We start from the raw sequence: 24,052 nt of genomic DNA on the forward strand, positions 1-24,052 counted from the left end.
TGGTCAATTTGGCCCGAAATCAGGTGGTCAGTTTCCCGCGGAACAGGTGGTCAGTTTAAACCGAAACGGGGTGGTCAATTTCAGCGAAATCTCCATTTTGCCTACAGATAGGTGATAAACCAGACACTTTATAACTACTTATTTACGCTCTCATGTTAAAAACAAGCAATCGCCGCCAATGTCTTTTTGAATATTTGAAAAGAGATATGTCTCTTTTTTCTTTTTAGTCGTCTTAATATCTTTTTTTCAATTAAATCAATTATGATTAACTGTTACATAATAGGTGAACTGGCTACTGAGCTAAGTAAGAAAGTTGAAGTACAGGATGCGTACATCAAAACCCTGAATAAAAAAATGAAATAATTTAGCAGTAATCTGTTAGGAGTCTGAAAACTAATATCCTTTTAAATTTTAATCAAAAAAAAATCAAATGAAAATTTTAATGTTCTCAATCTTGCTGTGTTCAGCAAGTGTTGCTTCTGCCCAAACTAAAGTACTAACCACAGGAAACAATCTTATCGATGCAGCTAATCCTTATGCTGCTGATGTAGTCATCGGAAGTGATGGTGATGGAGGTACCAGGCATGATGGTAGTATGATGTGGTGGTCTAACTATAGTGCTAACCGCTTAAGCAGTAGCGGCAACTCCCTTTATTTTTCGACATGGAACAATCCGCAAACGCCTAATGTTTCTCTTGCAACAGATTTTGGTGGAACCAGCTTTTTGATGGGTAATGTAGGGATTGGTACAGCTGCCGCAAATGATAGGCTTGTGGTAAATGGAAATATTAAGGCTATTCTAGATCAGGCTACTTTTCCTAATAAAAATGTGGCAGGTATTGTCTCATTAGGTTTTTCAGGAATTACGGGGGCGCAGAATTGGGCGCTCAGGGGGGTATATCAGCATGGTTTTGGTGTAAGTAACAATGCTGACGGCGGTGATCTGGATGTGATTAAATCACTAAATGGAAATACCGTACTGGCCACTAAAACCGATGGGTCTGCCTTGGGTAATGTGGGCATAGGAACAACAAACCCGCAAGAAAAGCTTACCGTAGCAGGAAACATTGGTGCCCGTGAAATTAAGGTCTCTACCAATGCTGGCGCCGATTTTGTCTTTGAACCTGCTTATAAACTCCCCGAATTAGCAGAACTCGAAAAATTCGTGAAAATCAATAAACACTTGCCCGAGGTCCCAACCGCTAAGGATATGGTAGAAAATGGTGTAAACCTGGGGGAGTTGAACATTAAACTGTTACAGAAGGTAGAAGAACTGACTTTGCACCTGATAGAAAAGGATAAACAGCTCAAAAACGAAAAGGAAGTAAACCGTAAGCAACAGGAACAGATTGATTGCGTGATAAAAGAACTGGCAAACGTGAGGAAAATAACAAACAGATAAGAAAATGAAGAACTTGAGATAATCAGGTATGAAGAAATAGTAGATACAACAGCCAATTAAAATGAAGAAAAAGCCTTTCAGAAAATAATAATCGAAGTAGCTTAACAGATACTGAATAATTACGGAATATAAAACTAAACAATTAGAATAGTAAAAATGAAATTGTTATCCTGCATTGCAATAATAGCCATCCTTGGGATGAAAGTTCAGGCACAATCTAAAAGTGCCCTCCCAAAAATTATACCCTTAACACCCAATGCTACTGAATTTGTCCGGTATGGGGATTATCAAGTAAATACACTGACAGGACGTCCTGAAATTAGTATTCCAATTTACAATGTCGTATCTGGAAGCCTGAAGCTGCCAATTTCAATTAGTTATTTTGCCGGCGGAATTAAAGTTAGCCAGGTAGCCACGTGGATAGGTTTGGGATGGTCATTAAATGCCGGAGGCATAATATCGCGAAGTGTAAGAGGAATACCTGATGAGGTTCCGCAATATGGCTGGATCGATGATGTTATAAGTCCTAGTGAATTAACCTCTACTCAAGATGCTTCCCTGATTCAAAAATACGGAGACCGCTTGAGAGATGCCGAGCCTGATTTTTTTAGTTATAACTTACCAACTGCATCAGGTAAATTTATATATAAACGCAACATCCAAAAATTTGAGGCAATCCCCTACAGTCCGGTAAAGATTACTAGAACTGTTGGCGCCACAGATATTAATAATAATTATCAAATTACGGATGAGAATGGTATTGATTACATTTTTGCGCAAAAACAAAATTACTCGAACGATAACGATCTTGAGATATCTCAAACGCTTAGATTTTACACACAGTCTTGGTATTTAACAAAGATCATATCTGCAAATAAGAAAGATTCTATTTTATTTAAGTATGAGTATAAGCCTGTATCTACAGATTTGGGTAATGGAAGAAGCACCCAGCCAGAGTGGATTATCTATCCTAGTTACTCCAAAACCTTTTATAAATCTGGAAATAGTGAGGCGGGTAATTATGGAGTATTTACCGATCAGGGGATTACCCAAAGTTCTTCAAGTATTTCAACTGCAGAGCCGAATCTTACTGAAATCATTTTCAAAAATGGTAAGATTATATTTAATGCTATCACCGGAAGGAAGGACTATCCAGGTGCAATGTTGAATAATTTAAGTGTATATGCAATGAATTCAACTGGTGGATATGATTTAATTGAAAAGCAAGTTTTCGATTACGATTACTTTACAACGAATAATCCGGTAGGCCAATGGGACTATAGACTGAAATTGAATTCAATTAGTAAAATGAGTAGCACTGGTAATGTAATCGACCGCCATAATTTTGAATATGAAACGACAAAGCTACCCTCTACAATGTCCACTGCACAAGACTATTGGGGGTACTATAATGGACGGGAGCAAGAATTTCTACCAAATGTACCTCCAACTAACCCCGAACTACAACAGTGGTATTCTAAAACGCCGCTTGGCTCCGCTGACAGGAGTTCAGACATATCTTATATGCAGGCGGGTATTTTGAAAAAGATTACTTACCCAACAGGTGGTTATACGGCATTTGATTTTGAAGCGAATAAATACAAATCTGATATTGTAACCTATGTGAACGTTTCAGTTGTTGACACCCGATTGAACGGGGCCGGAAAAAGAAATCCCGTTTCCACCAGCCAGGATTTTTATTGGCCAACTGATGCTATCGATACCCTTGGTATTTTTAATATTACGTTTTCAGCACATACTAACCCTTCGGCAGCAGATGTTGCACAGCGTGTCACACTAAGAGACTTGACGACTGGGCAAGATGTCAATTCTTGGGAACACACAGGTAATTTTGAAGTGCCTTTGACAATTTCTCCTGGATACAGGTTCAATAGATCACATCAATACAGAGTTACAATTCGAATAGATGATGATGCAGCAACAAAAATTAGCCTTGCTTTATATTGTGAAAAAATTAATACTTCTAACCAAATCAAGGACGGTGGGGGACTAAGGGTTCGAAAAATTGAGAACCATGATAGTAATAATAGTATTCAATCAATCATCGCTTACAGTTATAAAGGTTCTAATGGAGAAGGCGTTGGTAATTTTTTAAGAACAGACGTCGATTTTGTGAAAAACTCCTATAAAAGGTATGACTGGGCGTACAATCCGAATTGTGACCCAACAAAACCTTGGAGCGAATGTCTTCTTTACAAAGATGAACGCATTATCTTCGTGGGGCAAGGAGATATTCCTCAGGTCGATTTTGCTGGTTCATCAGTTACTTATGACGAAGTCACCAAGTTCTATTTAAATGCTAACGGCGAATCGAATGGAAAAATTGTCTATTCATCAAATACTAAAATTTTTCCCAGTAGTATTGAGAATTTAAATGTTCCTGGAGGTCGATGGTATTTTGAAAATAACATGGTGCAGGATGGTAAATTGCCTAGTGAACATTATTATTCTTATGATAAAAATGCTAACTCGTATAAATTAACAAAGGAACGTATCTATCAATATGATACGCTAGTAAATTCTGATACACAAGGAGCTACCAGCATAAGCCGTATAGTATATTTTCCCCTGGCCACTGGCAGCTTAGAAAACTATTTATCAACTACGGATTTTAGCCGAGCATATTACCCAATACATATGGGAGCATACCGTCTCTCTAGGTTGATCGAAAGGAATTATGAACAGTCAGGGATTTCAGAACTTATAACAGAAAACTCCTATAATAATCTCGGGTTACAAAGCCGAAGTACATCTAATAAAAGTAATGGGAAAAGTATCGTAAATATTAATCTTTATGCAACTGATTTTAACTCTGGAATACCATTTATTGACGACATGATTAATAATAACAATATATCTACACCTATAGAATCAGTATCATATATGCAATCTCCAGAAAAAACTGTCGTAAGAGGTTCGCTTATTCAATTCAGGGGGGGAGGTGGCTTGATAGATCGCGTTTTTCAGTTTGAATCGAACGAACAATTAGCAGTGAGTAATTTCAAATTTTCTAATCAAACTATTGGGGTATTACCAGAAATTAATACGTTAGGTACATACTCGCCTGATTTGCATTATCAGGAGAAAGTGACTTATGATAAATATAATGATAATGGTAACCTGCTCTCTGTTAAGCAAAAAGATGGTATGTCTGTCAACTATTTGTGGTCCTACAACTTTGCATATCCAATTGCGGAGATTAGAAATATAGATTATTCCACGGTAGAATCGATACTTGGTGGACCAACAGCTGTAAGTAATTTTGCGGATTCCAATCCCACAGACCAGCAGGTCAAAGATCTGGTCAGCATTTTGAGGAATTCCCCTTTACTTAAAAATGCGCAGATCACTTCTTATACTTATAAGCCATTGGTTGGCATGAGCAGTCAGACCGACGCCAAGGGAATGACCACTTATTATGATTATGATGAGTTTGGCCGGTTAAAAACAGTTAAGGATCAAAACAGCAATATTCTAAAACAAACCGAGTACCACTATAAAAACTAACGCCTCCATGAAACAACATCTAAAATATTTCTGTGCGGCAGTATTGCTGTTGCTGTGTAGCCGCTCTTCTGCCCAAAAGTTGGTGTCGGTTTATAACGGGGAGAGCGAGATCAGTGCCCCTTCAAGTGTGACCCTGACCGATGGTTTTTATGTACCTGCAGGTAGTACTTTGCGGATTTTCACCACAGGGATAAGTTACCTGAACTGTGTACCCTTGTCCTCAACACCAACTACCAGCCAGAACTTTATCCTTACCCGTAGCTTTAGACAGCGCGGGGTTACAGATGCGACCCTGGGTGCCAGCCGCAGTGTATGCCAGGAGAACCAGGCCATCCAGTACTTTGACGGACTGGGCAGGCCTTTGCAGACCGTACAGGTGCAGGGCAGCCCGGGCTTTAAGGATATTGTTCAGCCCATTGCCTACGATGCCTTTGGTAGGGAACAGTTTAAATACCAGCCTTATGCGGCGCAGACAGGGGCTACGGGAAGTTTCCGTGATGCAGCAATCGGTGCTCAGTTTGATTTTTTCCATTTACCACAGGCAGCAGGTGTAAAAGCAACAGACTATGCCTTTGCCGAGACACAGTTCGAAGCCTCACCTTTGAACCGGGTATTGCAGCAGGGGGCACTGGGCGAAGCCTGGCAGATCAACGGGGGGCATACCCAGAGAACCGAATATGGAACAAATGCACAGGATGAAGTTAAGCTTTGGACCGTTAACAATGCGGGCAATGGTGCCTTTGCCGATGTTTACTTTCCAGGTAAACTGTATAAGACCACCAGCCGGAACGAAAACTGGGTGCCAGCTGACCAAAAAGCGGGTATTACCGAAGAGTTCAAGGATTTTGAGGGGCGTGTGGTACTCAAACGGGTATGGGAAACAAATGGCAAATACCTTTCTACCTATTATGTGTATGATGATCTTGGTAACCTGCGTTATGTATTGCCACCTGCGGTAAACGAGCATACAGACAGGCTGCCTGCTGCGATCAGCAGTTTTGATGAAACGCAGGCAGTTTTCGATCAGTTTATCTATGGTTACCGTTATGATGGGCGTAAAAGACTGGTGGAGAAAAAGATCCCGGGCAAGGGCTGGGAGTTTATGGTTTACAACAAGCTGGACCAGGTGGTGCTGAACCAGGATGCGGTCCAGCGTGGTAAAAGCCCGCAGGAATGGCTATATAGTAAATACGATGGGTTTGGCAGGGTAGTGGCTACGGGGCTTTACGCACAGGCGGGTACCACGGCCGACAATGGCACGGTCCCCCAGCGTGGAGCGAAGGATGCCCTTCAGAGCGGACTGGATAACCAGGCAGAGCAGATTGCAAATGGGGATACTTCCATCTCGCTATGGGAGACCCGTAACGGTGGAGATTATGATTCAAAGTCCTTTCCGCAGAGTGGTGGGGATGTGCTGACGGTAAACTATTACGACGACTACGGTTTTACAGGCAATAGTTTTGGGCCGCCTACAGGAGATCAGGCACCGGTAGCTCGCACGAAAAGCCTGCTGACAGGAACGAAGGTGAAGAACCTGTCTACCGGGACAATGCTGCTTACGGTAAATTATTATGACCTTGAGGGCCGTGTGGTGCAGAGCAAAAGCACCAACCACCTGAACGGAACGGATGTGGTAGATAACAACTGGAATTTTGATGGCAGCCTGGAAAAGAGCAAACGTACACACAAGGTAGGTGGGGTAGAAACGATCATTGCCAACCGCTATGAGTACGACCATATGGGCCGCAAAATTGCAGCCTTTGAAAACATCAATAATCAGGGTGAGGTAGGGTTAAACCACCTGGAATACAATGAGATCGGTCAGTTGAACAAAAAGAGCCTACATAACGATACACAGACGACTACCCTTGCCTATAACGAGCGCGGCTGGCTGAAGAATAGTATATCCGATCAGTTCAGTATCCAACTGGATTACCAGGAGAATGGTGGCGGCCAGTATAATGGGAATATTAGCCGGCAGTTCTGGTCGCAGAATGCTTTGCCCTCTAGTTCGCCTAATGTATTCAGTTATGGCTATGATAAACTGAACAGGCTGACCAGTGGTACGAGTACCGGGATCTATATGAGCGAGGTGCTGAACTACGATAATATGGGCAATATCAACCAGCTGGGCAGGAACGGGGGTGCGATGGACCAGTATTATTATAACGGGAACAGACTGGACAGGGTGGATAATGTTGCAGGAACTTATGCCTATGATGCAAACGGGAATGCTACGGTTGATGGCCGGACGGGCATGAGCCTGAGCTATAACCTGTTGAACCTGCCTTCGGGTGCCAGTGGTAGCGGTAAGGTACTGAGCTATGTTTATGATGCTGATGGCGGCAAGCTAAGGAAGACCGTAACGGAGAACGGGCTGACTACGGTCAGGGAATATATTGATGGGATCGAGTATGATGGAAACAATATTGATATTATCCATACCGAAGAAGGTGTGGCACAAAGGAACGGGGCTAACAGTTATAGTTATCACTACAACTTGACAGATCACCTGGGCAATGTGCGCTATACCTTTGATGTTTACGATGGGCTGATCAGGCCGTTACAGGTAGATAATTATTATCCTTTCGGAATGCGCAACAGTTTGGCTTTCGGAAATAATAAATATCTTTACAATGGTAAAGAGGTTCAGGATGAATTAGGGGGCCAGTTGGATTACGGCGCAAGGTTCTATGATCCGGTAATAGGACGTTTTAGCTCAATAGATCCAGTTGCAGAGCATTTTGTATGGATGACGAACTATCAGTACGGTTCAAATAATCCTACTTCTAAAATTGACTTAGATGGATTGGAAGGTGTTTTCTTTTTTGAATTGCCTTATGCTTTTGGCAACTCGAATCTTGTACCTAAAGTGGCCTCAACCGCTGAGGTAGCGGCTAAATTCTCTGAAAATTTAGCAAAAGCGGGAGCAGAGATTGCAGGAGAATCAATTAAATCCCCACAAGAGCACCATATTGCTCCAACACAATGGAAATTTTTGGAATTTGTCCAAAGGGCAATAAAAGGTGGATTTAAATTTGAGGGTAAAGAGAATAAAATTACACTGGAAAAATATAGTAAATTGACAGGAGAGGGTGAGCATGCGAATCATCCGACATGGAATGAAACCATGGGAAGATATATTAAAGAATTGGCAGAGGAGAACAAAACGGCAACCCCTGAAGAGGCGGCTGAGTTGCTTAGAGGTCTAGTTAAAGAAGGACGTGATTTAATAAATAATAATCGTGGGACTAAGATTAATGATCTTTTTAAGAAAAATACACAGGATGGAACAAAGGTAGTTTTGCCTCCAGTTCCTCAGCCCGTCAAACGTTCAAACGATCTTCCTCCCCCAGTTCTACCAGAAAAGTTAAGACCAAAAAAGGGAAAAGGTTAATTTGATTAATAAATAAAAATTTAACGGTGGGTTAATTTAATAATTGATAACATGTCATCTGAAAAATATTACATTTTTGAAAGCGCAAAAGCACCGCAGGAGATTGGTCCGGAATTCCCGCAGATTCAAATGCTTAAATCCAACTATGATATGGAATCTGAAAAATCTATATTTTCATTTTTGCAAAATTCCAGTACAAAAATTAGTAAGATAAAACCTGATTTAAATGCCTTCATACTTCAGAAAGAGTCACTTCCGACTGATTTAATAAGTAATGCTATTACTGCAGCCCATGGCTTCTTGGTTAGTTTGAAATTAAAAAGGGTATTGGAAGGATTTAAACTTCCGCTTCATGAGTTTTTTGAAGCACATGTAATTCATAATAATGTACATCTTAATGATTACTTTTATCTGCATATTATTTCGGATTTAACAGAATATGTGGATTATATTAATTCTATATTTTACTATCATAAGAGATTTTCAAGTGAAAAACATTACATTCAAGTTAAATCAAAGCAAGATTACAACTTAATAAAAAAGAAAATCAGAATAGAATTTCCAAATACCTATATAAAAATAAGCGCGGAAAAGATAGTAATTAACTCTCCAATAGATAATTATTTAGATTTTTTCCAAATAGGAGGATTTGATTTTAATTTTTATACCAGTGAACGATTAATGGAGGTAATCAAAGCCAGCAGGTTGTCAGGAATTAATTTATCGAAATCAAATTTATCGGTTTTTTCGCCTTGAATGAGTATTTCAGGAAAAATGATTCTTCCCTTCATTTTAACAGTAATTCTCGTATAATGAACGCGGATGGATAAAATGCAGAGTCAGTAACGAGTTCAGTATGAAGCTCGATTATGAGGATGGTGTTGGACAGGGCTATAATGGCAACATTACCAAACAATATTGGAACTGGGCAAATACAGCCAGCCCAACGGCAAACATCTTCAATTATGGTTATGATAAACTGAACAGATTGGGATCGGCTGCAACTGCGGCAGGTGTTTCGATGAGCGAAGCCCTGACCTATGATGTGATGGGCAATATTGCCAGCCTTAACCGGGATGGTGCTGGGGCTAGGGTGTATAATTATCAAAATTCAGGGAGCAGTAATAGGCTACAGAGCGTAAGTGGGCTGACTGCGGAGGACTATGAATATGATGCCAACGGTAATGCTATAAAGGATGGATTGAACGGTTTTAGCCTGACCTACAACTACCTTAACCTTCCTGCAATGGCAATAAGAACAACGGGCACAGCTGTTAACCTGTCCTACACTTACGATGCCACAGGTAAGAAGTTGGTAAAGAACAGCAATGGTTCGGTCAGGAACTATATAGATGGGATAGAATATAAACTAGACGGCACAATTGATATTATCCATACAAAAGAAGGTGTAGCACAGAACAATGGGAGCGGAACATACACCTATCATTATAACCTAAGCGATCACCTTGGCAATGTACGTTATAGCTTTGAGGTAGTGAACGGCATTATATCGCCTTTGCAGAAAGATGATTATTATGCCTTTGGAAAAAGGAAAACTTCCATGCTGGGATCGGTAGATAATAAGTATCTTTACAACGGCAAGGAATTGCAAGAGGAGTTGGGACAGTACGATTACGGGGCTAGGTTTTATGACCCGGTGATAGGGCGGTGGAATGTGGTTGACCCTAAGGCAGAGCTTGGTAGACGATGGTCGCCTTATAATTATACTTTTGATAACCCCATAAAATTTACAGATCCTGATGGCATGTGGCCAGATCCGATATTTGGTTCGCTTCTTTATTCCGCATATGTGGCGGTGTCAGCTAAGGTACAATCAATAGTTAACCATGTTGGCAATACTGCTTTGAAAATGGAAAAGCCGCAAAGTAAAAGAAAAGGACAGGATATTGTAAGAGTCGGAGTTGGAGTGGAAGCCGAGCATAAAAGAACTGGGGCAAAAGTTGAAGCAGGGGCTAGTTCAGCAATAAACTCAAAGAAAGGACTTGTTACCGGAGCTGGAATTTCTGGAGAAATAAAGAATGTTGTAAAAGGAGAATTGTCTGGACAAGTTTATCAAGATCAAACGACTGGCCAAACCAAATTTGAAGGAGAAGGAAGTCTCAAGTTTGGAAAAACAGATGAACCAAAAATTACTCTGCCAAGCGAGGAACAAACGATCTCGGGAGATGGTGTTTCTGTATCAGGTAATGTTAAAGAGCTTGGTCGCACTGTTTCGGATGCAGTTGACGGAGTGAAAAAGTATATAAAGGCAGAAGTTGATAATATTAAAAAAACAATTAACCGTGGGAGCAATTAAAAGCTTAAATATAATATCCAGCACTTATTTAATAATCAGCGGGGTTGCCAGCCTGTTTTTTTTAGGCGTTGTCTTGATTCAAAATGATATAGAAGGAATATTTTGGGTAACAATGCCCTTATGTATAGCTGCTGTAGTGGTCACAATTGTAAACAATTATAAAATACTCAGGTCATTATCAATAATAAGCAAGAAAAATCTCTTAATAAATATTGTTTTAACAGCATTTCAAGCTATAAATGTTTCTTTTAATGGGTTCCAATTTAAATATAACCAAGGCTTGGAAATTGTAGTTTATGCGAATATGGAGAACATAAGTAAGAAAGTTAACTGTGGTGCTTATGTTTCCAACTTTAATTACTTTTTAAATGTAAAGTTTATAGGATCAGAATATTCAGTGATCGGTTTAAACTTGTTAGCTCTATCTTTATTCTTATTTTACTTTTATCAATATAAAAGGATAAGACCGGTTGCTGGCAGGGAATAGCTCGAATATTAAACAGCCCCATCTTCGCTAAGGTTTGTATCTCGGTAGTTCTCTAGTGCATAGCGTCCCGCTTGTGCTTAAGATAAATCATAACCCCCGCTGGCTCACCGCGTGTTTAGTTGGTTCGCTGGTGCGAGCCTGTGGCTGGTACCAAAATAGATTAAATTAAAAGCAAGGCCCAGCAGTTTAAAAGTTGCTGGGCTTTGTTATTTTACCCAAAAGTAAGCCTGGTCTTGGTGCCAGGCTTTTTATTTCTTAGCTATCTTCAATATATAAAATTATCCATACAACAAGCTGCACTGCTTGACCGTCTCTAAAGTGACAATCACCAATCTGTCTGTTGTCTACCCCGCTAGCGCACGCGTGTCGCGTGTGAAGTAAGCAAATAGCAAAACTCTTCAACTTAAAATTGTTGGGTTTTGTTATTTTTTGCATTTTTCCGATATACCATTGTTTTTAATAAATTTAGAATTCTTTATTGCACACGCGCCACGCGTGCGCTAGCGAGGGGGGGTAGTTACCACCATTGCCACCCGCTATGAGTATGATCATGCCGGCCGCAAGATCGCCACTTTCGAGAACATCAACGATAAAGGGGAAATCGCATTGAGCCATCTGGAGTACAACGAGATTGGGCAGTTGAGCAAAAAGAACCTGCACAACGATAGCCAGGCCACTACCTTTGCCTACAATGAACGTGGCTGGATGAAGAACAGTACTTCCGATCAGTTTAGTATGAAACTCGATTACCAGGAGGGCAGTGCCCAGGGCTATAACGGTAACATTACCAAACAGTACTGGGAGTGGACAAATATTGCAAACCCAACAGCAAACATCTTTAATTATGGTTACGATAAACTGAACAGGCTGGAAACGGCAGTTACAGTGGCAGGCGTATCAATGAGCGAAGCATTGACTTACGATGTAATGGGCAATATTAAAAGCCTTAACCGGGACAATAACGGTATCAAAACCTATAACTACGATTCTGGTAATCAACTGAAGAATGTAAGCGGTTTAACTTTGGAGGATTATGAATACGATGCCAATGGTAATGCAACCAAGGATGGATTGAATAAGATCAGTTTAACTTACAATTACCTGAATTTACCGGCAACCGCTACAAGGACAACTGGTACAGCAGTTAACCTGGCATACACATACGATGCTGCGGGTAACAAATTGGCCAGGAACAGCAATGGCACAATTAGAAATTATATTAACGGTATAGAATACAAGCCAGATGGTACTACAATCGATATTATCCATACCGAGGAAGGTATAGCCAGAAATAATAATAATGGTAATTACAGTTATGAATATAACTTAGGCGACCATTTGGGTAATATAAGGACTACTTTCTATAAGAATCCTGTAACCAATCAATTGGAGGTTTTACAGCAAGACAACTATTATGCTTTTGGATTAAGGAAAGAACCGGTTGCAAAAGAGGGAACAAATAAATATCTTTATAATGGCAAGGAGTTACAGGAAGAGTTGGGACAATATGATTACGGCGCTAGGTTCTATGATCCGGTGATTGGTAGGTGGAATGTGGTGGATCCGTTGGCGGAGAAGATGCGTAGGCATTCGCCATATAATTATGGATTCAATAATCCAATTAGGTTTGTTGATCCTGATGGGATGGAGGGGACTGATTTTGTGAAAAGAAAGGATGGAAGTATTTATTGGGATAATAATGCGAACAGCCAAGCTACAACAAAAGCAGGCTCTGGAGATACTTGGTTAGGGAAGACATTGAAGTTTGAATTTAATAGTTACATTGATGGAAATCTTTGGGATGGTCCAACAATGGGAGGATTGATAGATCCAGCTGGAGATAAGCTCACCAGCACGGTAACATTAAAAGCCAGCGAGAATGAAAATGGAGAGTTAACAGATCTGTCAGCGAGCAAATCCATTAAACTTGGAGATACACCCATGGGTGAGGCAAGGGATTTTTACCCAGGAGAAGGGGGAAGCAATAATGTCTTAACAAAGTCTAAAACGGGACAAGGTATAAGCATAGGCTTTGAGCAGCACGCAAGCGTTTCAAGGTCCGAAGAAGTCCATCTAAATATGCTTGATTATAAAATTGTAGATGTGGCCCAAAAGCTCAATATTAATTATAATAGCAAAAATGGTAATCTTTCGGTAAATTCTTTTACAAATATATTTCCTTCGGCTACACTTAAAGTTAATGGAGCTAAGATCATGCAATACAACCAACCTTCTTTTAAACAGACACACGGGGTGTCTTTAATCAATATAATTATAGGGAAAGAAACTACCGACGATTATCCTTCTAAATTTTATAAACGATAAACATGAGGCGTATTGTACAGATCATATTAACAACCTTAGCCATTTTTTCATTGGGTGTTGGTATTTGGCAAATGTTGCAAACGAAAACAATGATTCTTCCGTCCTGGTTTTTGGTTGTGATTTCTTTACCTGGCACCCTACTTTTGTCTTTTGCATTAGGTTTTATAGTAAAGAAGTTGCTGAACTCAAAATGGCAAACCTTAACATTTACTTCCATATTTGTAATAATATTTTGTTCTATATTTTGTATAAGTGAATATAAGCCAGTTTATATTGTTGTTGTTCCAAAAAACTATGTTGGAGAGATTAGATTGTTTCTCTCTAATGAAAATGAAAATGATTTTTCCATCAGTAGATACGGTATTGGTTATATTGATATGAGAACTTTCAATGATGGTTTTTATCCAAAAATAATCCAAGGAGGTAATGATATAACCAAACAAATAAAAGAGTATAGCAAGGGAGCGTTGGCAACGACATCAGAAGATGTTTACTCTTTTGAATATTTGTCTTTTTATATCCTGGATAATGGAAAAAAAGTAGAAGGCAAGGATATTGAAGAACTAGTCAAGATTAAAGCAATAGATACTGCCCGTTTATATAAAAAATAATTACCTCCGCTGGCGTAACGTGTGTTTAATCGGTTCTCCAATCTGGTGCAATTGTTAAGCGCAGCGTCACTTGTGTCTAAGACAAAATCAAAGCCCCGGCGATGTAAAAGTTGCTGGGCTTTGTTATTTCTGTAGAAACCCTAATTTGATAAGCCTTGCTTTAATTGCTCCGTATGTACGTGAATGTAGTTTGGCGAGTTGGGTAATCTTAGTGTCTTCGTTAAAACGTTGTGTGAGCAATTCGTCTTCTTCTTTGCTCCAGGCCAAGCCCTAGTTACCTTTTTCGGCGAGGGCTTCGAGTTGGTTAATGGCGAAGAATAGCCCCCATCTGTCCGTAGCATTGAGCGTAAGGAGACTATGGACTAATTAATGAAGAACGTTTTACTTTACTATTACAAGTCTTTGTGATCTTGCAGGGCGTGAGTGGATAATTGTTGCTTGAAAACAATTTTATTTTTAGCCTGGCCTTGGTGCCAGGCTTTTTGTTTTGATGGTATGGTCAATACTCTGTTTATACATACAACATGTCAAACTGCTTAATCAATGTTACTGCTGGTAATAACCTGGGCGAACCATTAGTTACGATGTAATGGGCAATATTGCAGTTTGGCCCGCGTTAATCTTGGAATGAACAATTACACTGGCTACGATGGTAACAAATTAACAGCAATCAATGGTTTTACCAACGGTACATACAGCTATGATGTTAATGGCAACCAGAAAACTAATACGGCCAGAGACATTATCAACATAGATTATAATTATCTGAATCTGCCTGTTTCTATTGTAGTCCCAAATGTTAACTACACCTATAATGCAGCTGGTAAAAAACTGGCCAGGAACAATAGTAGCACGGTGAGGAACTACATTAACGGTATAGAATACAAGCCAGATGGTACTAGAATCGATATTATACCGAAGAAGGTGTAGCCCGGAATAATAATGATAATTACAGTTATGAATATAATTTAGGCGACCATTTGGGCAATATAAGGACTACTTTCTATAAAAATCCTGTAACCAATCAATTGGAGGTTTTACAGCAGGACAACTATTATGCTTTTGGTTTAAGAAAGGAGCCTGTTGTAAAAACTGGTACCAATAAATACCATTTATAATGGCAAGGAATTGCAGGAAGAATTGGGGCAGTATGATTACGGCGCGAGGTTCTATGATCCGGTTGTGGCTAGGTGGAATGCGATTGATCCGCAGGCGGAAATTTATAGAAAATGGTCGCCATATAATTATGCAATGAATAGCCCAATCAATTATATAGATCCTGATGGAATGTCTACAGAAGATTGGATGAAAGAACATGGTATTACATCAGACGATATGATAACCGTCTATCAAGCGCCCGCTCCGGCGCAGACACAGTCAGGAAATGAAGTTTCTTGCTGTGAAATCAAACCAGCTCCTGTAGTTAAGAGTAACACTTTTGTAAACAAAAATGGCGAGTTGATTAAGGCAGGAGGTAAGCTTGCAGCTGGGATGTTAGAACTGCTTGGTTATATTACTATAAAGCTTTTTTCTTCGAATGATAATCCAGGAGAAAGCCTTCAGCTTGCTTACAACAGTGCCGCGAAGTTTAATTTTAAAAATGCCGAAGCAAACCAAGGTTTGTTTAATGAGCTTATGAGGAATGGGTACAGAGCACCAGGCGCAGATGAAGAAGAAGATGATAAATATATATATCGTGGAGGTCCAGCGACAAACTCAAATCTTACTCCTCGGTTTAAAGATTTGGATGGATTATCTACTTTTACAACGGCGGCTCAGGCGAAATCAGGGGCTAAGATTGCAACTAAGATTAGTGTCAATTCTTTGCGAAGCCTAGGTTTACAGGTAGATTATAAGGGTAATCATGCCTCAATAAGGCCTGCCACCGCTAAAGAATTAGCAGAATGGTCTGCTACAAGAGCAGGATTAGCAGAAGGAGGGAATACTCATATAAATACAAAAAAGTACAAGCATCAATAAGAGGCATTGAATAGATATGAAAAATAAGAATTTTATTCCAACTAGCATTTATGATATTGAGGCGGTTGAACGCCTAAAGCATTTGCCATTTGAGTCGGTTAAGGAAGATGTTCCAGCATTGCTAGAATGGTTACAAGATACGCATTGGGATGTGGCTGAAGGTATTGCTAAATATTTTGTGCCTCATGTTAATGAGATCAAACAAGAATTATTGTTTATACTCAACTCCAATGATGGTATGTGGAAGTATTTTGTTATGTATATATTAATTGCTCGTTCACTGGATAAACTTGACCCAGCATTAATAGAAGTTTTAAGAAGAATCGCTGAACATCCATCAGATATTGATGCAGAGGATGGTGTCGATGAAGCTGCAAAGGATATACTCATGAATAAATTTTTATGTGACTAGAAGTAAAGTAAGATGCCATTTTGCGCCTATCTGTCCGTAGTCTTGAGCCTGAAGATTGCAGATAAGGCGACTACGGACTAATTAATAGAGAAGTGTTTTCAATTCCAAACACCAACCAGTTGGAAGTATTGCAACGCAATGATTATTCACTGTTTGTTTATTTTTTAAACTGTGTTCATGAGCTCGGTTGTGCCTCGGTTATTATACTTTCGGTTTAAGAAAAGTAGGTTCTCCAAATTCCAATGTAAACAAGTATCTTTATAATGGAAAGGAGTTGTGGGATACTTAAAAGCGAATTCGATCTCCATAGGACATTTGAATCCTATAGCGATGCAGCCCGAGAAGTAGACTGTGCCATCTACAGATACAACAACCTCAGACTTCACGCCAGCTGTGGATACCAGACACCAGAATATACATACATGAAGACAAAAAAAGAGAAAGAAACGTTGACTGTAAACCTATATCAGGAAAAAAACATACTATTGTAAACCCAATCCAGTATAGGACAACGGACAAAAAGGCTGAATTTGATTACCCTTCCTTTACCTGTTGTTTACCCTTTCTTGCTACCAGGTTAACCCCAGGCTTACCTCAGGGTTACCCTGGCTGTACCCTTTGGTTACCTAAAAGGTAAAGCCAGGGCCTGTTTTGGCCGATTGGTCACACTACTTAGGGTTATGCAACCCTTAAGCAGGCCGCCATGTCATGTAATGAAGTTGAGCCTTTAGTACAGTAGGCGTTAATTTAACCACAGATCAGGACGGATATAGGTATAAAAATCCGTGCTTATCTGTGTGCATCTGTGGTTAAAAACCCTTAATTTAACCACATTAGGCTGCCATGTGCGCTCAGGCCCTTGCAAACTGCCACGCTATAAGGGCCATTTTAGCTCATTAACGATGCTAATGAGCTCAATTTGGCTCATTTAAGCCCAAAATGAGGCGCCAATGCTCCTAAGCTGCTAGGTTTGCGCATGGATTTAAACATACCGGTGTAAACAAAAATCCTTTTTTGAACAACATTTTTTCATTTTAAAAAAAAACAAAAATGATGGTAAGGTATTCAAAAGGTATAAATGGCGCATTCTCAGGTAAAGCAGGCCGCATCATTAGCAATAGCAGGCATGAGGTAGGTTATTTAAAGGAGCTTACCAAAAAAAAGAAGTAATAAATATATTTTACAACTGCTGGTAACTGAAATACTAATGCAGCAACCCAATCTCAGCAGCACTATAGTTTTTAGCTACGGCAGGTATTCGTATCTTTTTTACGTTTACCGCTTCAAGCCCATTTTCCTTCATTTCTATCTCAAAAAACACTGTTTCATTCAACTCCAAATCTAAATCATTTAACCGGTTGAAGCCGATAGTTTGTCTGTTTTCATCAATGATGATTCCAGAACGATTGGTTAAACATATACTTTTAATTTTGCCTCTTCTCATTTTCGGACTGTTTGTTAATTCACTTTTTGATCTCAGTTCGCTTGTTTTTTATAGATTGATATATTTAAAGTCAATAAAATAAGTTAGATGTATTGTGTTTGATTTCTTATGATTTTCCTAAGATTATCTTGTATTCTCTCGGTGTTAAACTTGTTTTGACTTTGAAGAAATAACAGAAATAGGTCTGACTCTTAAAACCCAAATCAAAAGCAATTTCCTTGATGGATCGGTCAGAGCTATGAAGCAATCTCTTTGCCTCGAGTAAAACACGTTCCTGAATAAAATCCAATGCAGACATTTTGTACTGCTTTTTGCAAAGTACCCCCAGGTAATTGGATGTGATGCAAAGGTGGTTCGCATAGAACGATACCGATTTCTGGGTTTTAAAATGCTTGTCAACCATTGCCTGGAATTTGTAAGCAATGGACTTGGACTGCCGCGGCGAATGATCGCCAAAGGTATGCGCTACCCAGAGGGTGATCATTAAACCTACTAAACGGCACCTTGCATTAACCAGTTCGCTGAAAACAGTAGATGCGGATAGTTCTTTATTAATGGCTGAAAATTCTGCGCAGACTTTTTCGTACATTTCCGTATCCAGATCCAGGAGCGAGTGCGCATTAGGTCCCAAAAACGAAAATTGCAAAATGGTGGGAAAGGTCTCAATCAATGGCCGCTTTATCAGCAGGATTTGGCCCTTTGGCTCATTCTGGAAACTCCATTGAGCAATTTCTCCGGGTGGGTATATACAGATCTGCTGGGGCTTGATCACTTGTTTTTGAGAAGTGATGTTTTGCTCTCCCGTTCCGCTTTCAAATAGTATCAGCGCGAAATAATCGCCTTCTAGAGCCGCAGTGAGCATGCTGGCGTTATCAAAAGACTTATATTCTACGAAAGCTTTGTTTTCGGGACCTGGATCACTGTCTGGATGTCCAATGTAGCTCTTTGTTTTAGACATTTAACAATTAATAATTAGCTTGAGTGATGTTGATTTTTTAGGTAGCGGTATCAAAGTTTGTGAATTGTTCTTCTTAGCCATAGTTTCGAAGGGTTTTTACTTCTTGCTGGAGCTTTTTGATCCGCTCTAGAAGGTGCATTACCGTTTCTATACCTTCCATATTGATCTCCAGATCATAGTGAAAGTGAATGTATTTCTCCAGGTCGTTCAGCTGCTCATAGGAAATAAAGGCCCCTTCGCCAGATGAAATAAGGCTTATTAATCCATGTTGATCCAGTTTTTGTATAAAAGACAATTCAATTTTATAGTAGATACAGCACTGTTCTACAGAAATTTTTGTTAAATTTTCCATCGGCTTTATTATTTTTTGGACTCTTTTGCAAGTTGCCAGAATAACTCCTTTTCACGTTCAGTGAGGTTTTTGGGGATTTGCACATCAAAGGTGACGTAAAGATCTCCAAAGGTGCCTTCCTTTTTGTAGATAGGAAATCCCTTGCCTTTTAAACGTACTTTTTTTCCGTTTTGTGTTTCCGGGGGAATATTCAATTTTACTTTTCCGCTCATTGTTTGAATCATTTCTTCTCCTCCCAATATTGCTTTGTAAAGATCTAACAAGACAGTTAAATACAAATCATTTCCTTTGCGTATGAAAGCAGTATTGTTTTTAATTTCAACCCTAATATATAGATCGCCTTTTGGCCCTCCGTTAGCGCCATCGGCACCATAGCCCTTAATTTTGATTTCCTGGCCATTTTCTACACCCGCAGGAATGGTAATTCTAATATTTTTCCCGTTTATGGTAAAGGTTTGCTTATGGGTTGTATAGGCTTCTGATAGATTGAGCTGGAGCGTAGCACGAAGGTCTTGCCCCTTAAAATGGGACTGTCTGCCTCCCCTTGATCTGCCCTGGTCTCCAAACATCGAAGCAAAAAAGTCAGAAAAGTCTCCATCATCATCGCTTGAATAATACCCTGCCTGACCTCCGAAAGGGTTGCCTCCGGTGTAAGCAGACTGTTGTTGTTGCCTGCGGGCCTCTTCAAACTGTTCTGCATTTTTCCAGTCTTTTCCGTACTGATCATATTTTTTTCTTTTCTCAGGGTCGCTGAGCACCTCGTTGGCCTCGTTGATCTGCTGGAAAAGTTTTCCCGCAGCGGGATCATTAGGGTTCAGATCGGGATGATGTTGGCGGGCTAACTTACGATATGCCTTCTTGATCTCATCGGGTGTTGCATTTTTACCAACACCAAGAACTTTGTAATAATCAATGTAATCCATTTGGCTGGGTTATCTATAATAAACTGTCTTAAATTTGAATCTTGATCTAATAGACGGGGCCGTTTTTCTTTGTTGGCAATAATTGTTCATTTTCTTTGATTGAATTATTCGGAAGTTGCCGAATAACTTTGAAGCATAGTTATGGTTGGCACAAAATAAAGTGTACCGGTTTTAGCGGTACTAAAGTCAAGTATTCGGTCAGAATTTCCCGGAGGACTTCCAATAAACATTCTGGTTAGCATTTCTTTTACGGTGCTGAAGGTATTGGCATAGGCAATAAAATAGGTGCCAACTTCTCCTTTTGCCGGATGTCCAAAAGGCATATTATCCCTGATGATTTTAAGATCGTTCCCCTCGGCATCTTCGATTCCGGCCAGCGCACTGTGCGAATTGCTTGGTTTTACCTCATCGGTCATTTCGATGTCGCTCATTTTATAACGGCCAATTACCTTTTCCTGGTCCTCGGTAGACAATGCCGTCCAGTTTTTCATCTCATGCAGATACTTTTGTACAAATAAGTAACTTCCACCTTTGTAAACCGGATCTTCATCTCCCACAAGGGCAAAAAGTTGCCTTTCCTCTCCAATAGGGTTTTCTGTGCCATCTACAAAGCCGAGTATAGAACGGCCGTCCCAGTACCTGAAACCATGTATTTCCAGGCTGCATTCGGCTACAGGTTCGAGCACCGCTGTAATGTCGCTGGCCATATCGAAACATATGCCCATATCCAGTGCCCGTAAATGTAGGTGTAGATCTCCTGGAGTAGACACTGCGGTGTGTCGTTCTCCAACAATGGGCTCGAATTCTGCCAGTTCTTTTGGGAGGGGGGTGGGTAGCCCGAGTTTTTTCCAGGCATCATATCCTACACCGAGCACACAACTCGTCCGGCCCTTTACAATACGGATTGCATAAGAGCGATTTATATTTTCTACCAAGGCACATAGTTGCTCGAAGGCGGGTTTGATGGCTGCGCCATCTTTGAATTTCCAAACCATGAAAATGGTGTTGTTATTAGGATAGTCTGTTACGTTTTGTGGTTGATTCACGCTGGTGGGTTTATAATTTTCAATTTTATCTGATTTTTATCTTAAATATACGCTATCCAAATCAATTCCTGTTACGGTGGAACTTGGCTGTTAAATGCCTGGTATAATTCTTCAATATCAATAAGATTACTTAAAATAAAGATTACTTAAAATAAATAGAATAACATGGTGCTCATGCAGAAAATCACTGTTATTTTTCAACAAACTTAATGCAAATCAATTTCAGGCTGCTGTAGCTTTATAAGCATAGATTTTTTTCGCGTTTGCATAACCCGTTTTTAAAAGGCATAAGCCAAATTTAGTTGATGTAACTGTGATACAGTTCACATTTTCTGCAAATGCATATTATTCGATATTATTTTCACTAAATACAACATTTATAGTTTTTAGCGTTTCTTTTCCCGTGCTTTAATATTTAAATAACCTAAACAAACTGCTCTTCATCCGAGCCCTAGCCCAAAATATACCGGTTTAATATTTATTTTTTTCTGCTATCTAAAATCTTACCTGGCTTTGCCATGGGCTACAAAATCATTTTTGCAGGTCGGGCGGTCTGGACGTTTTTTGCAGTTCCCGGATCGATAATTTACGCTACTATTTTCATGCTATTCTATAGTGATAGCGCAAGATGCCGTTTTTTTATTATCTAATATTGTATTGGCTGATGCCATGAAATTTGATAGTTGTAAAGAATACAGAATGTGCCCTAAGCACCAAGTGAGGTTAGGAATTGGGATTTCTATTGAGGTGTATAATCACTGTCTATTTTAAGACAGGTGATTTCGATAAACAGGGTTTTTGGCTAAAGAAAGTATTAATCTGAAATAATTAAATTTTTAACTAAAACTTATCTAACATTATGGGCAAAATTATAGGCATTGACTTGGGAACCACCAATAGCTGTGTGGCAGTTATGGAAGGAAATGATCCGGTAGTGATCGCTAACGATGAAGGAAAAAGAACCACTCCTTCTATTGTGGCTTTTTTAAAAAATGGAGAACGTAAGGTTGGCGATCCTGCGAAAAGACAGGCTATTACCAATCCGCAAAATACGATTATGTCTATTAAACGTTTTATGGGCCGTCGTTTTGATGAGGTAACAGAAGAAATAAAGCATTGTAGCTATAAAGTTGTTAGCGGAGACAATGATACCATCCGGGTTGATATTGATGGGAAGTTGTACACCCCACAAGAGATCTCTGCCATCATCCTGCAAAAGATGAAGAAAAACGCAGAGGACTACCTCGGACAGGAGATAACCGATGCTGTAATTACTGTGCCGGCATATTTTAATGATGCCCAAAGACAAGCAACCAAGGAAGCAGGTGAAATTGCGGGGCTTAACGTAAAAAGGATAGTAAATGAGCCAACTGCGGCTGCGTTAGCCTATGGCCTGCAAAAGGCAGATAAGAACCAGAAAGTAGCCGTTTTCGATCTTGGAGGGGGAACGTTTGATATTTCAGTACTTGAACTAGGGGATGGTGTTTTTGAAGTGAAATCAACCAATGGTGATACCCATCTTGGTGGTGATGATTTTGATAAGGTAATTATAGATTGGATGGCAGATGAATTCAAGAAAGAGGAGGGGATTGATCTGCGCAAGGATCCCATGGCCCTTCAGCGTTTAAAGGAAGCAGCTGAGAAAGCCAAGGTTGAACTTTCAACGGCTACCGAAACGGAAATTAACCTGCCCTATGTAACTGCAATGGATGGAATTCCTAAACACCTGGTAAAAAAACTGACCCGTGCAAAATTTGAAAAGTTAGCAGATAGTTTATTTTCGCGCTGCCTAAAACCTTGTGAGACGGCCCTGAAAGATGCCAAACTGAAACCGGCAGATATTGAGGAGGTTATCCTTGTGGGTGGAAGTACCCGTATTCCAAAAGTACAGGAAATAGTAGAAAAATTTTTTGGCAGACAACCCAGCAAAAGTGTTAATCCTGACGAGGTGGTTGCATTGGGAGCTGCAATCCAGGGTGCGGTATTATCTGGTGATGTAAAGGATGTGGTGCTATTGGATGTGACGCCACTCTCATTGGGAATAGAGACCATGGGTGGTGTAATGACAACTTTAATCCCAGCCAACACAACCATACCGGCAAAAAAATCAGAAGTATTCTCTACTGCATCTGATAACCAGCCGGGGGTTCAGGTACATGTATTGCAAGGGGATAGAGCCATGGCAAAGGACAATAAAAGCCTGGGCATCTTTAATCTTGATGGACTTCCACCTGCGCCAAGGGGAATCCCTCAGATCGAGGTTGTATTCGATATCGACTCCAACGGGATACTTAATGTGACCGCAAAGGACAAAGGCACCAATAAGGAGCAAAAAATACGGATCGAGGCTGGTAGCGGGCTAAGCAAGGAAGAGGTTGAAAAGATGCGGGAGAGCGCAAAGGCCAACGAGGCTTCTGATAAGGAGGCCCGGGAGCGGGTAGATAAACTGAATATGGCGGATAGTCAGATTTTCCAGTCTGAAAAACAATTAAAAGAGATTGGGGAAAAACTTTCTGCAGATAATAAACAGGCAATTGAAGGCGCACTTTCTGCCCTGAAATATGCATACGAAAAACAGGATATTGCTGCTATCGATACTTCCCTTGCAGATATAACCAAAGCATGGAACAGTGCCAGTGAGGAGATGTACAAAACCGATCAGCCTTCACCGGGAGCAGAAAATGTAAACCAACCTGCAAATGACGCACCGGATGATGTGACAGACGTTTCTTTTGAGGACGTAAAGTAAAAGAATAAAAAATGATACCGTTTAAATGGAATGCGCTCCAGTTAAACGGTATTATTGATCGAGATATAAGATCTACCTGTTATGGGTTTTGTGTACAGCGGCAAAAAATAAGCATATTGGC

At 40.0% G+C, this 24,052-nt stretch carries 18 protein-coding genes; 13 read left to right on the forward strand and 5 right to left on the reverse strand.

The genetic code is table 11. The annotated features are described in order from the left end of the window. Positions 1-430: 430 nt before the first annotated feature. From HDC90_RS16455 to HDC90_RS25765, 12 genes are all read left to right on the forward strand, one after another. Entirely contained in the window at positions 431-1,402 is a 972-nt protein-coding gene (locus HDC90_RS16455; RefSeq protein ID WP_184468279.1) for a hypothetical protein, read from the forward strand. A gap of 156 nt (positions 1,403-1,558) precedes the next feature. Then, positions 1,559-4,930, forward strand: coding sequence for a hypothetical protein (locus HDC90_RS16460; protein ID WP_184468281.1), 3,372 nt, complete (start codon positions 1,559-1,561; stop codon positions 4,928-4,930). A 7-nt stretch (positions 4,931-4,937) separates the two neighbouring features. Further along, the gene (locus tag HDC90_RS16465; protein ID WP_184468283.1) at positions 4,938-8,327 is read left to right on the forward strand and encodes a DUF6443 domain-containing protein; all 3,390 of its coding nucleotides are present in this window, start codon (positions 4,938-4,940) and stop codon (positions 8,325-8,327) included. A 51-nt stretch (positions 8,328-8,378) separates the two neighbouring features. Then, positions 8,379-9,083 (forward strand): hypothetical protein, encoded by a 705-nt coding sequence (locus HDC90_RS16470; RefSeq protein ID WP_184468285.1) that lies wholly within the window; start codon positions 8,379-8,381, stop codon positions 9,081-9,083. A gap of 100 nt (positions 9,084-9,183) precedes the next feature. Then, positions 9,184-10,644, forward strand: coding sequence for an RHS repeat domain-containing protein (locus HDC90_RS16475; RefSeq protein WP_184468287.1), 1,461 nt, complete (start codon positions 9,184-9,186; stop codon positions 10,642-10,644). Further along, complete coding sequence (locus HDC90_RS16480; RefSeq protein ID WP_184468289.1) at positions 10,631-11,131, forward strand: hypothetical protein; 501 nt, start codon at positions 10,631-10,633, stop codon at positions 11,129-11,131. The genes HDC90_RS16475 and HDC90_RS16480 overlap by 14 nt, the downstream gene beginning before the upstream one ends. A gap of 606 nt (positions 11,132-11,737) precedes the next feature. Further along, positions 11,738-13,456, forward strand: a complete 1,719-nt coding sequence (locus HDC90_RS16485) for an RHS repeat domain-containing protein (RefSeq protein WP_221451876.1) — start codon at positions 11,738-11,740, stop codon at positions 13,454-13,456. A 2-nt stretch (positions 13,457-13,458) separates the two neighbouring features. After that, the gene (locus HDC90_RS16490) at positions 13,459-14,067 is read left to right on the forward strand and encodes a hypothetical protein (RefSeq protein ID WP_184468291.1); all 609 of its coding nucleotides are present in this window, start codon (positions 13,459-13,461) and stop codon (positions 14,065-14,067) included. Between the two features lie 627 nt (positions 14,068-14,694). Next, positions 14,695-14,997, forward strand: a complete 303-nt coding sequence (locus HDC90_RS16495; RefSeq protein WP_184468293.1) for a hypothetical protein — start codon at positions 14,695-14,697, stop codon at positions 14,995-14,997. A gap of 180 nt (positions 14,998-15,177) precedes the next feature. Continuing rightward, positions 15,178-16,047: an RHS repeat-associated core domain-containing protein gene (locus HDC90_RS16500; RefSeq protein ID WP_370576642.1), complete on the forward strand. Its 870-nt coding sequence runs from the start codon at positions 15,178-15,180 to the stop codon at positions 16,045-16,047. Positions 16,048-16,063: 16 nt separating this feature from the next. Beyond that, positions 16,064-16,459 carry a DUF5071 domain-containing protein gene (locus tag HDC90_RS16505; RefSeq protein WP_184468298.1) on the forward strand — a complete coding sequence of 132 codons (396 nt, stop codon included), beginning with the start codon at positions 16,064-16,066 and terminating at the stop codon, positions 16,457-16,459. A 263-nt stretch (positions 16,460-16,722) separates the two neighbouring features. Beyond that, complete coding sequence (locus HDC90_RS25765; protein WP_184468300.1) at positions 16,723-16,950, forward strand: integrase core domain-containing protein; 228 nt, start codon at positions 16,723-16,725, stop codon at positions 16,948-16,950. A 713-nt stretch (positions 16,951-17,663) separates the two neighbouring features. On the opposite strand, the gene HDC90_RS16515 is transcribed toward HDC90_RS25765, so the two are convergent. The 5 genes from HDC90_RS16515 to HDC90_RS16535 all read right to left on the reverse strand — a co-directional run bounded on the left by HDC90_RS16515 (position 17,664) and on the right by HDC90_RS16535 (position 21,182). Further along, positions 17,664-17,903: a hypothetical protein gene (locus tag HDC90_RS16515; RefSeq protein WP_184468302.1), complete on the reverse strand. Its 240-nt coding sequence runs from the start codon at positions 17,901-17,903 to the stop codon at positions 17,664-17,666. Between the two features lie 106 nt (positions 17,904-18,009). Next, on the reverse strand, positions 18,010-18,861 hold the full coding sequence (locus tag HDC90_RS16520; RefSeq protein WP_184468304.1) for an AraC family transcriptional regulator: 852 nt from the start codon (positions 18,859-18,861) through the stop codon (positions 18,010-18,012). A gap of 73 nt (positions 18,862-18,934) precedes the next feature. Beyond that, positions 18,935-19,213 carry a chaperone modulator CbpM gene (locus HDC90_RS16525; RefSeq protein WP_184468306.1) on the reverse strand — a complete coding sequence of 93 codons (279 nt, stop codon included), beginning with the start codon at positions 19,211-19,213 and terminating at the stop codon, positions 18,935-18,937. Positions 19,214-19,221: 8 nt separating this feature from the next. Beyond that, positions 19,222-20,136, reverse strand: coding sequence for a DnaJ C-terminal domain-containing protein (locus HDC90_RS16530; RefSeq protein WP_184468308.1), 915 nt, complete (start codon positions 20,134-20,136; stop codon positions 19,222-19,224). A gap of 104 nt (positions 20,137-20,240) precedes the next feature. Next, entirely contained in the window at positions 20,241-21,182 is a 942-nt protein-coding gene (locus HDC90_RS16535; protein WP_221451877.1) for a Dyp-type peroxidase, read from the reverse strand. A gap of 859 nt (positions 21,183-22,041) precedes the next feature. Here HDC90_RS16535 and dnaK point away from each other — a divergent pair. After that, a complete protein-coding gene (gene dnaK / locus HDC90_RS16540; protein ID WP_184468310.1) occupies positions 22,042-23,931 on the forward strand; it encodes a molecular chaperone DnaK in 1,890 nt (629 codons plus the stop codon). The last annotated feature ends 121 nt before the right edge of the window (positions 23,932-24,052 follow it).

Origin of the sequence: Pedobacter sp. AK013 (assembly GCF_014205835.1) — a bacterium.
Taxonomy (GTDB): domain Bacteria; phylum Bacteroidota; class Bacteroidia; order Sphingobacteriales; family Sphingobacteriaceae; genus Pedobacter.

Bases quoted from the DNA above. Each gene is read 5' to 3' on its own strand.
- HDC90_RS16455 (WP_184468279.1), top strand. From the start codon at position 431: ATGAAAATTTTAATGTTCTCAATCTTGCTGTGTTCAGCAAGTGTTGCT.
- HDC90_RS16460 (WP_184468281.1), top strand. From the start codon at position 1,559: ATGAAATTGTTATCCTGCATTGCAATAATAGCCATCCTTGGGATGAAA.
- HDC90_RS16465 (WP_184468283.1), top strand. From the start codon at position 4,938: ATGAAACAACATCTAAAATATTTCTGTGCGGCAGTATTGCTGTTGCTG.
- HDC90_RS16470 (WP_184468285.1), top strand. From the start codon at position 8,379: ATGTCATCTGAAAAATATTACATTTTTGAAAGCGCAAAAGCACCGCAG.
- HDC90_RS16475 (WP_184468287.1), top strand. From the start codon at position 9,184: ATGAAGCTCGATTATGAGGATGGTGTTGGACAGGGCTATAATGGCAAC.
- HDC90_RS16490 (WP_184468291.1), top strand. From the start codon at position 13,459: ATGAGGCGTATTGTACAGATCATATTAACAACCTTAGCCATTTTTTCA.
- HDC90_RS16495 (WP_184468293.1), top strand. From the start codon at position 14,695: ATGAACAATTACACTGGCTACGATGGTAACAAATTAACAGCAATCAAT.
- HDC90_RS16505 (WP_184468298.1), top strand. From the start codon at position 16,064: ATGAAAAATAAGAATTTTATTCCAACTAGCATTTATGATATTGAGGCG.
- HDC90_RS25765 (WP_184468300.1), top strand. From the start codon at position 16,723: ATGGAAAGGAGTTGTGGGATACTTAAAAGCGAATTCGATCTCCATAGG.
- HDC90_RS16515 (WP_184468302.1), bottom strand. From the start codon at position 17,903: ATGAGAAGAGGCAAAATTAAAAGTATATGTTTAACCAATCGTTCTGGA.
- HDC90_RS16520 (WP_184468304.1), bottom strand. From the start codon at position 18,861: ATGTCTAAAACAAAGAGCTACATTGGACATCCAGACAGTGATCCAGGT.
- HDC90_RS16525 (WP_184468306.1), bottom strand. From the start codon at position 19,213: ATGGAAAATTTAACAAAAATTTCTGTAGAACAGTGCTGTATCTACTAT.
- HDC90_RS16530 (WP_184468308.1), bottom strand. From the start codon at position 20,136: ATGGATTACATTGATTATTACAAAGTTCTTGGTGTTGGTAAAAATGCA.
- dnaK (WP_184468310.1), top strand. From the start codon at position 22,042: ATGGGCAAAATTATAGGCATTGACTTGGGAACCACCAATAGCTGTGTG.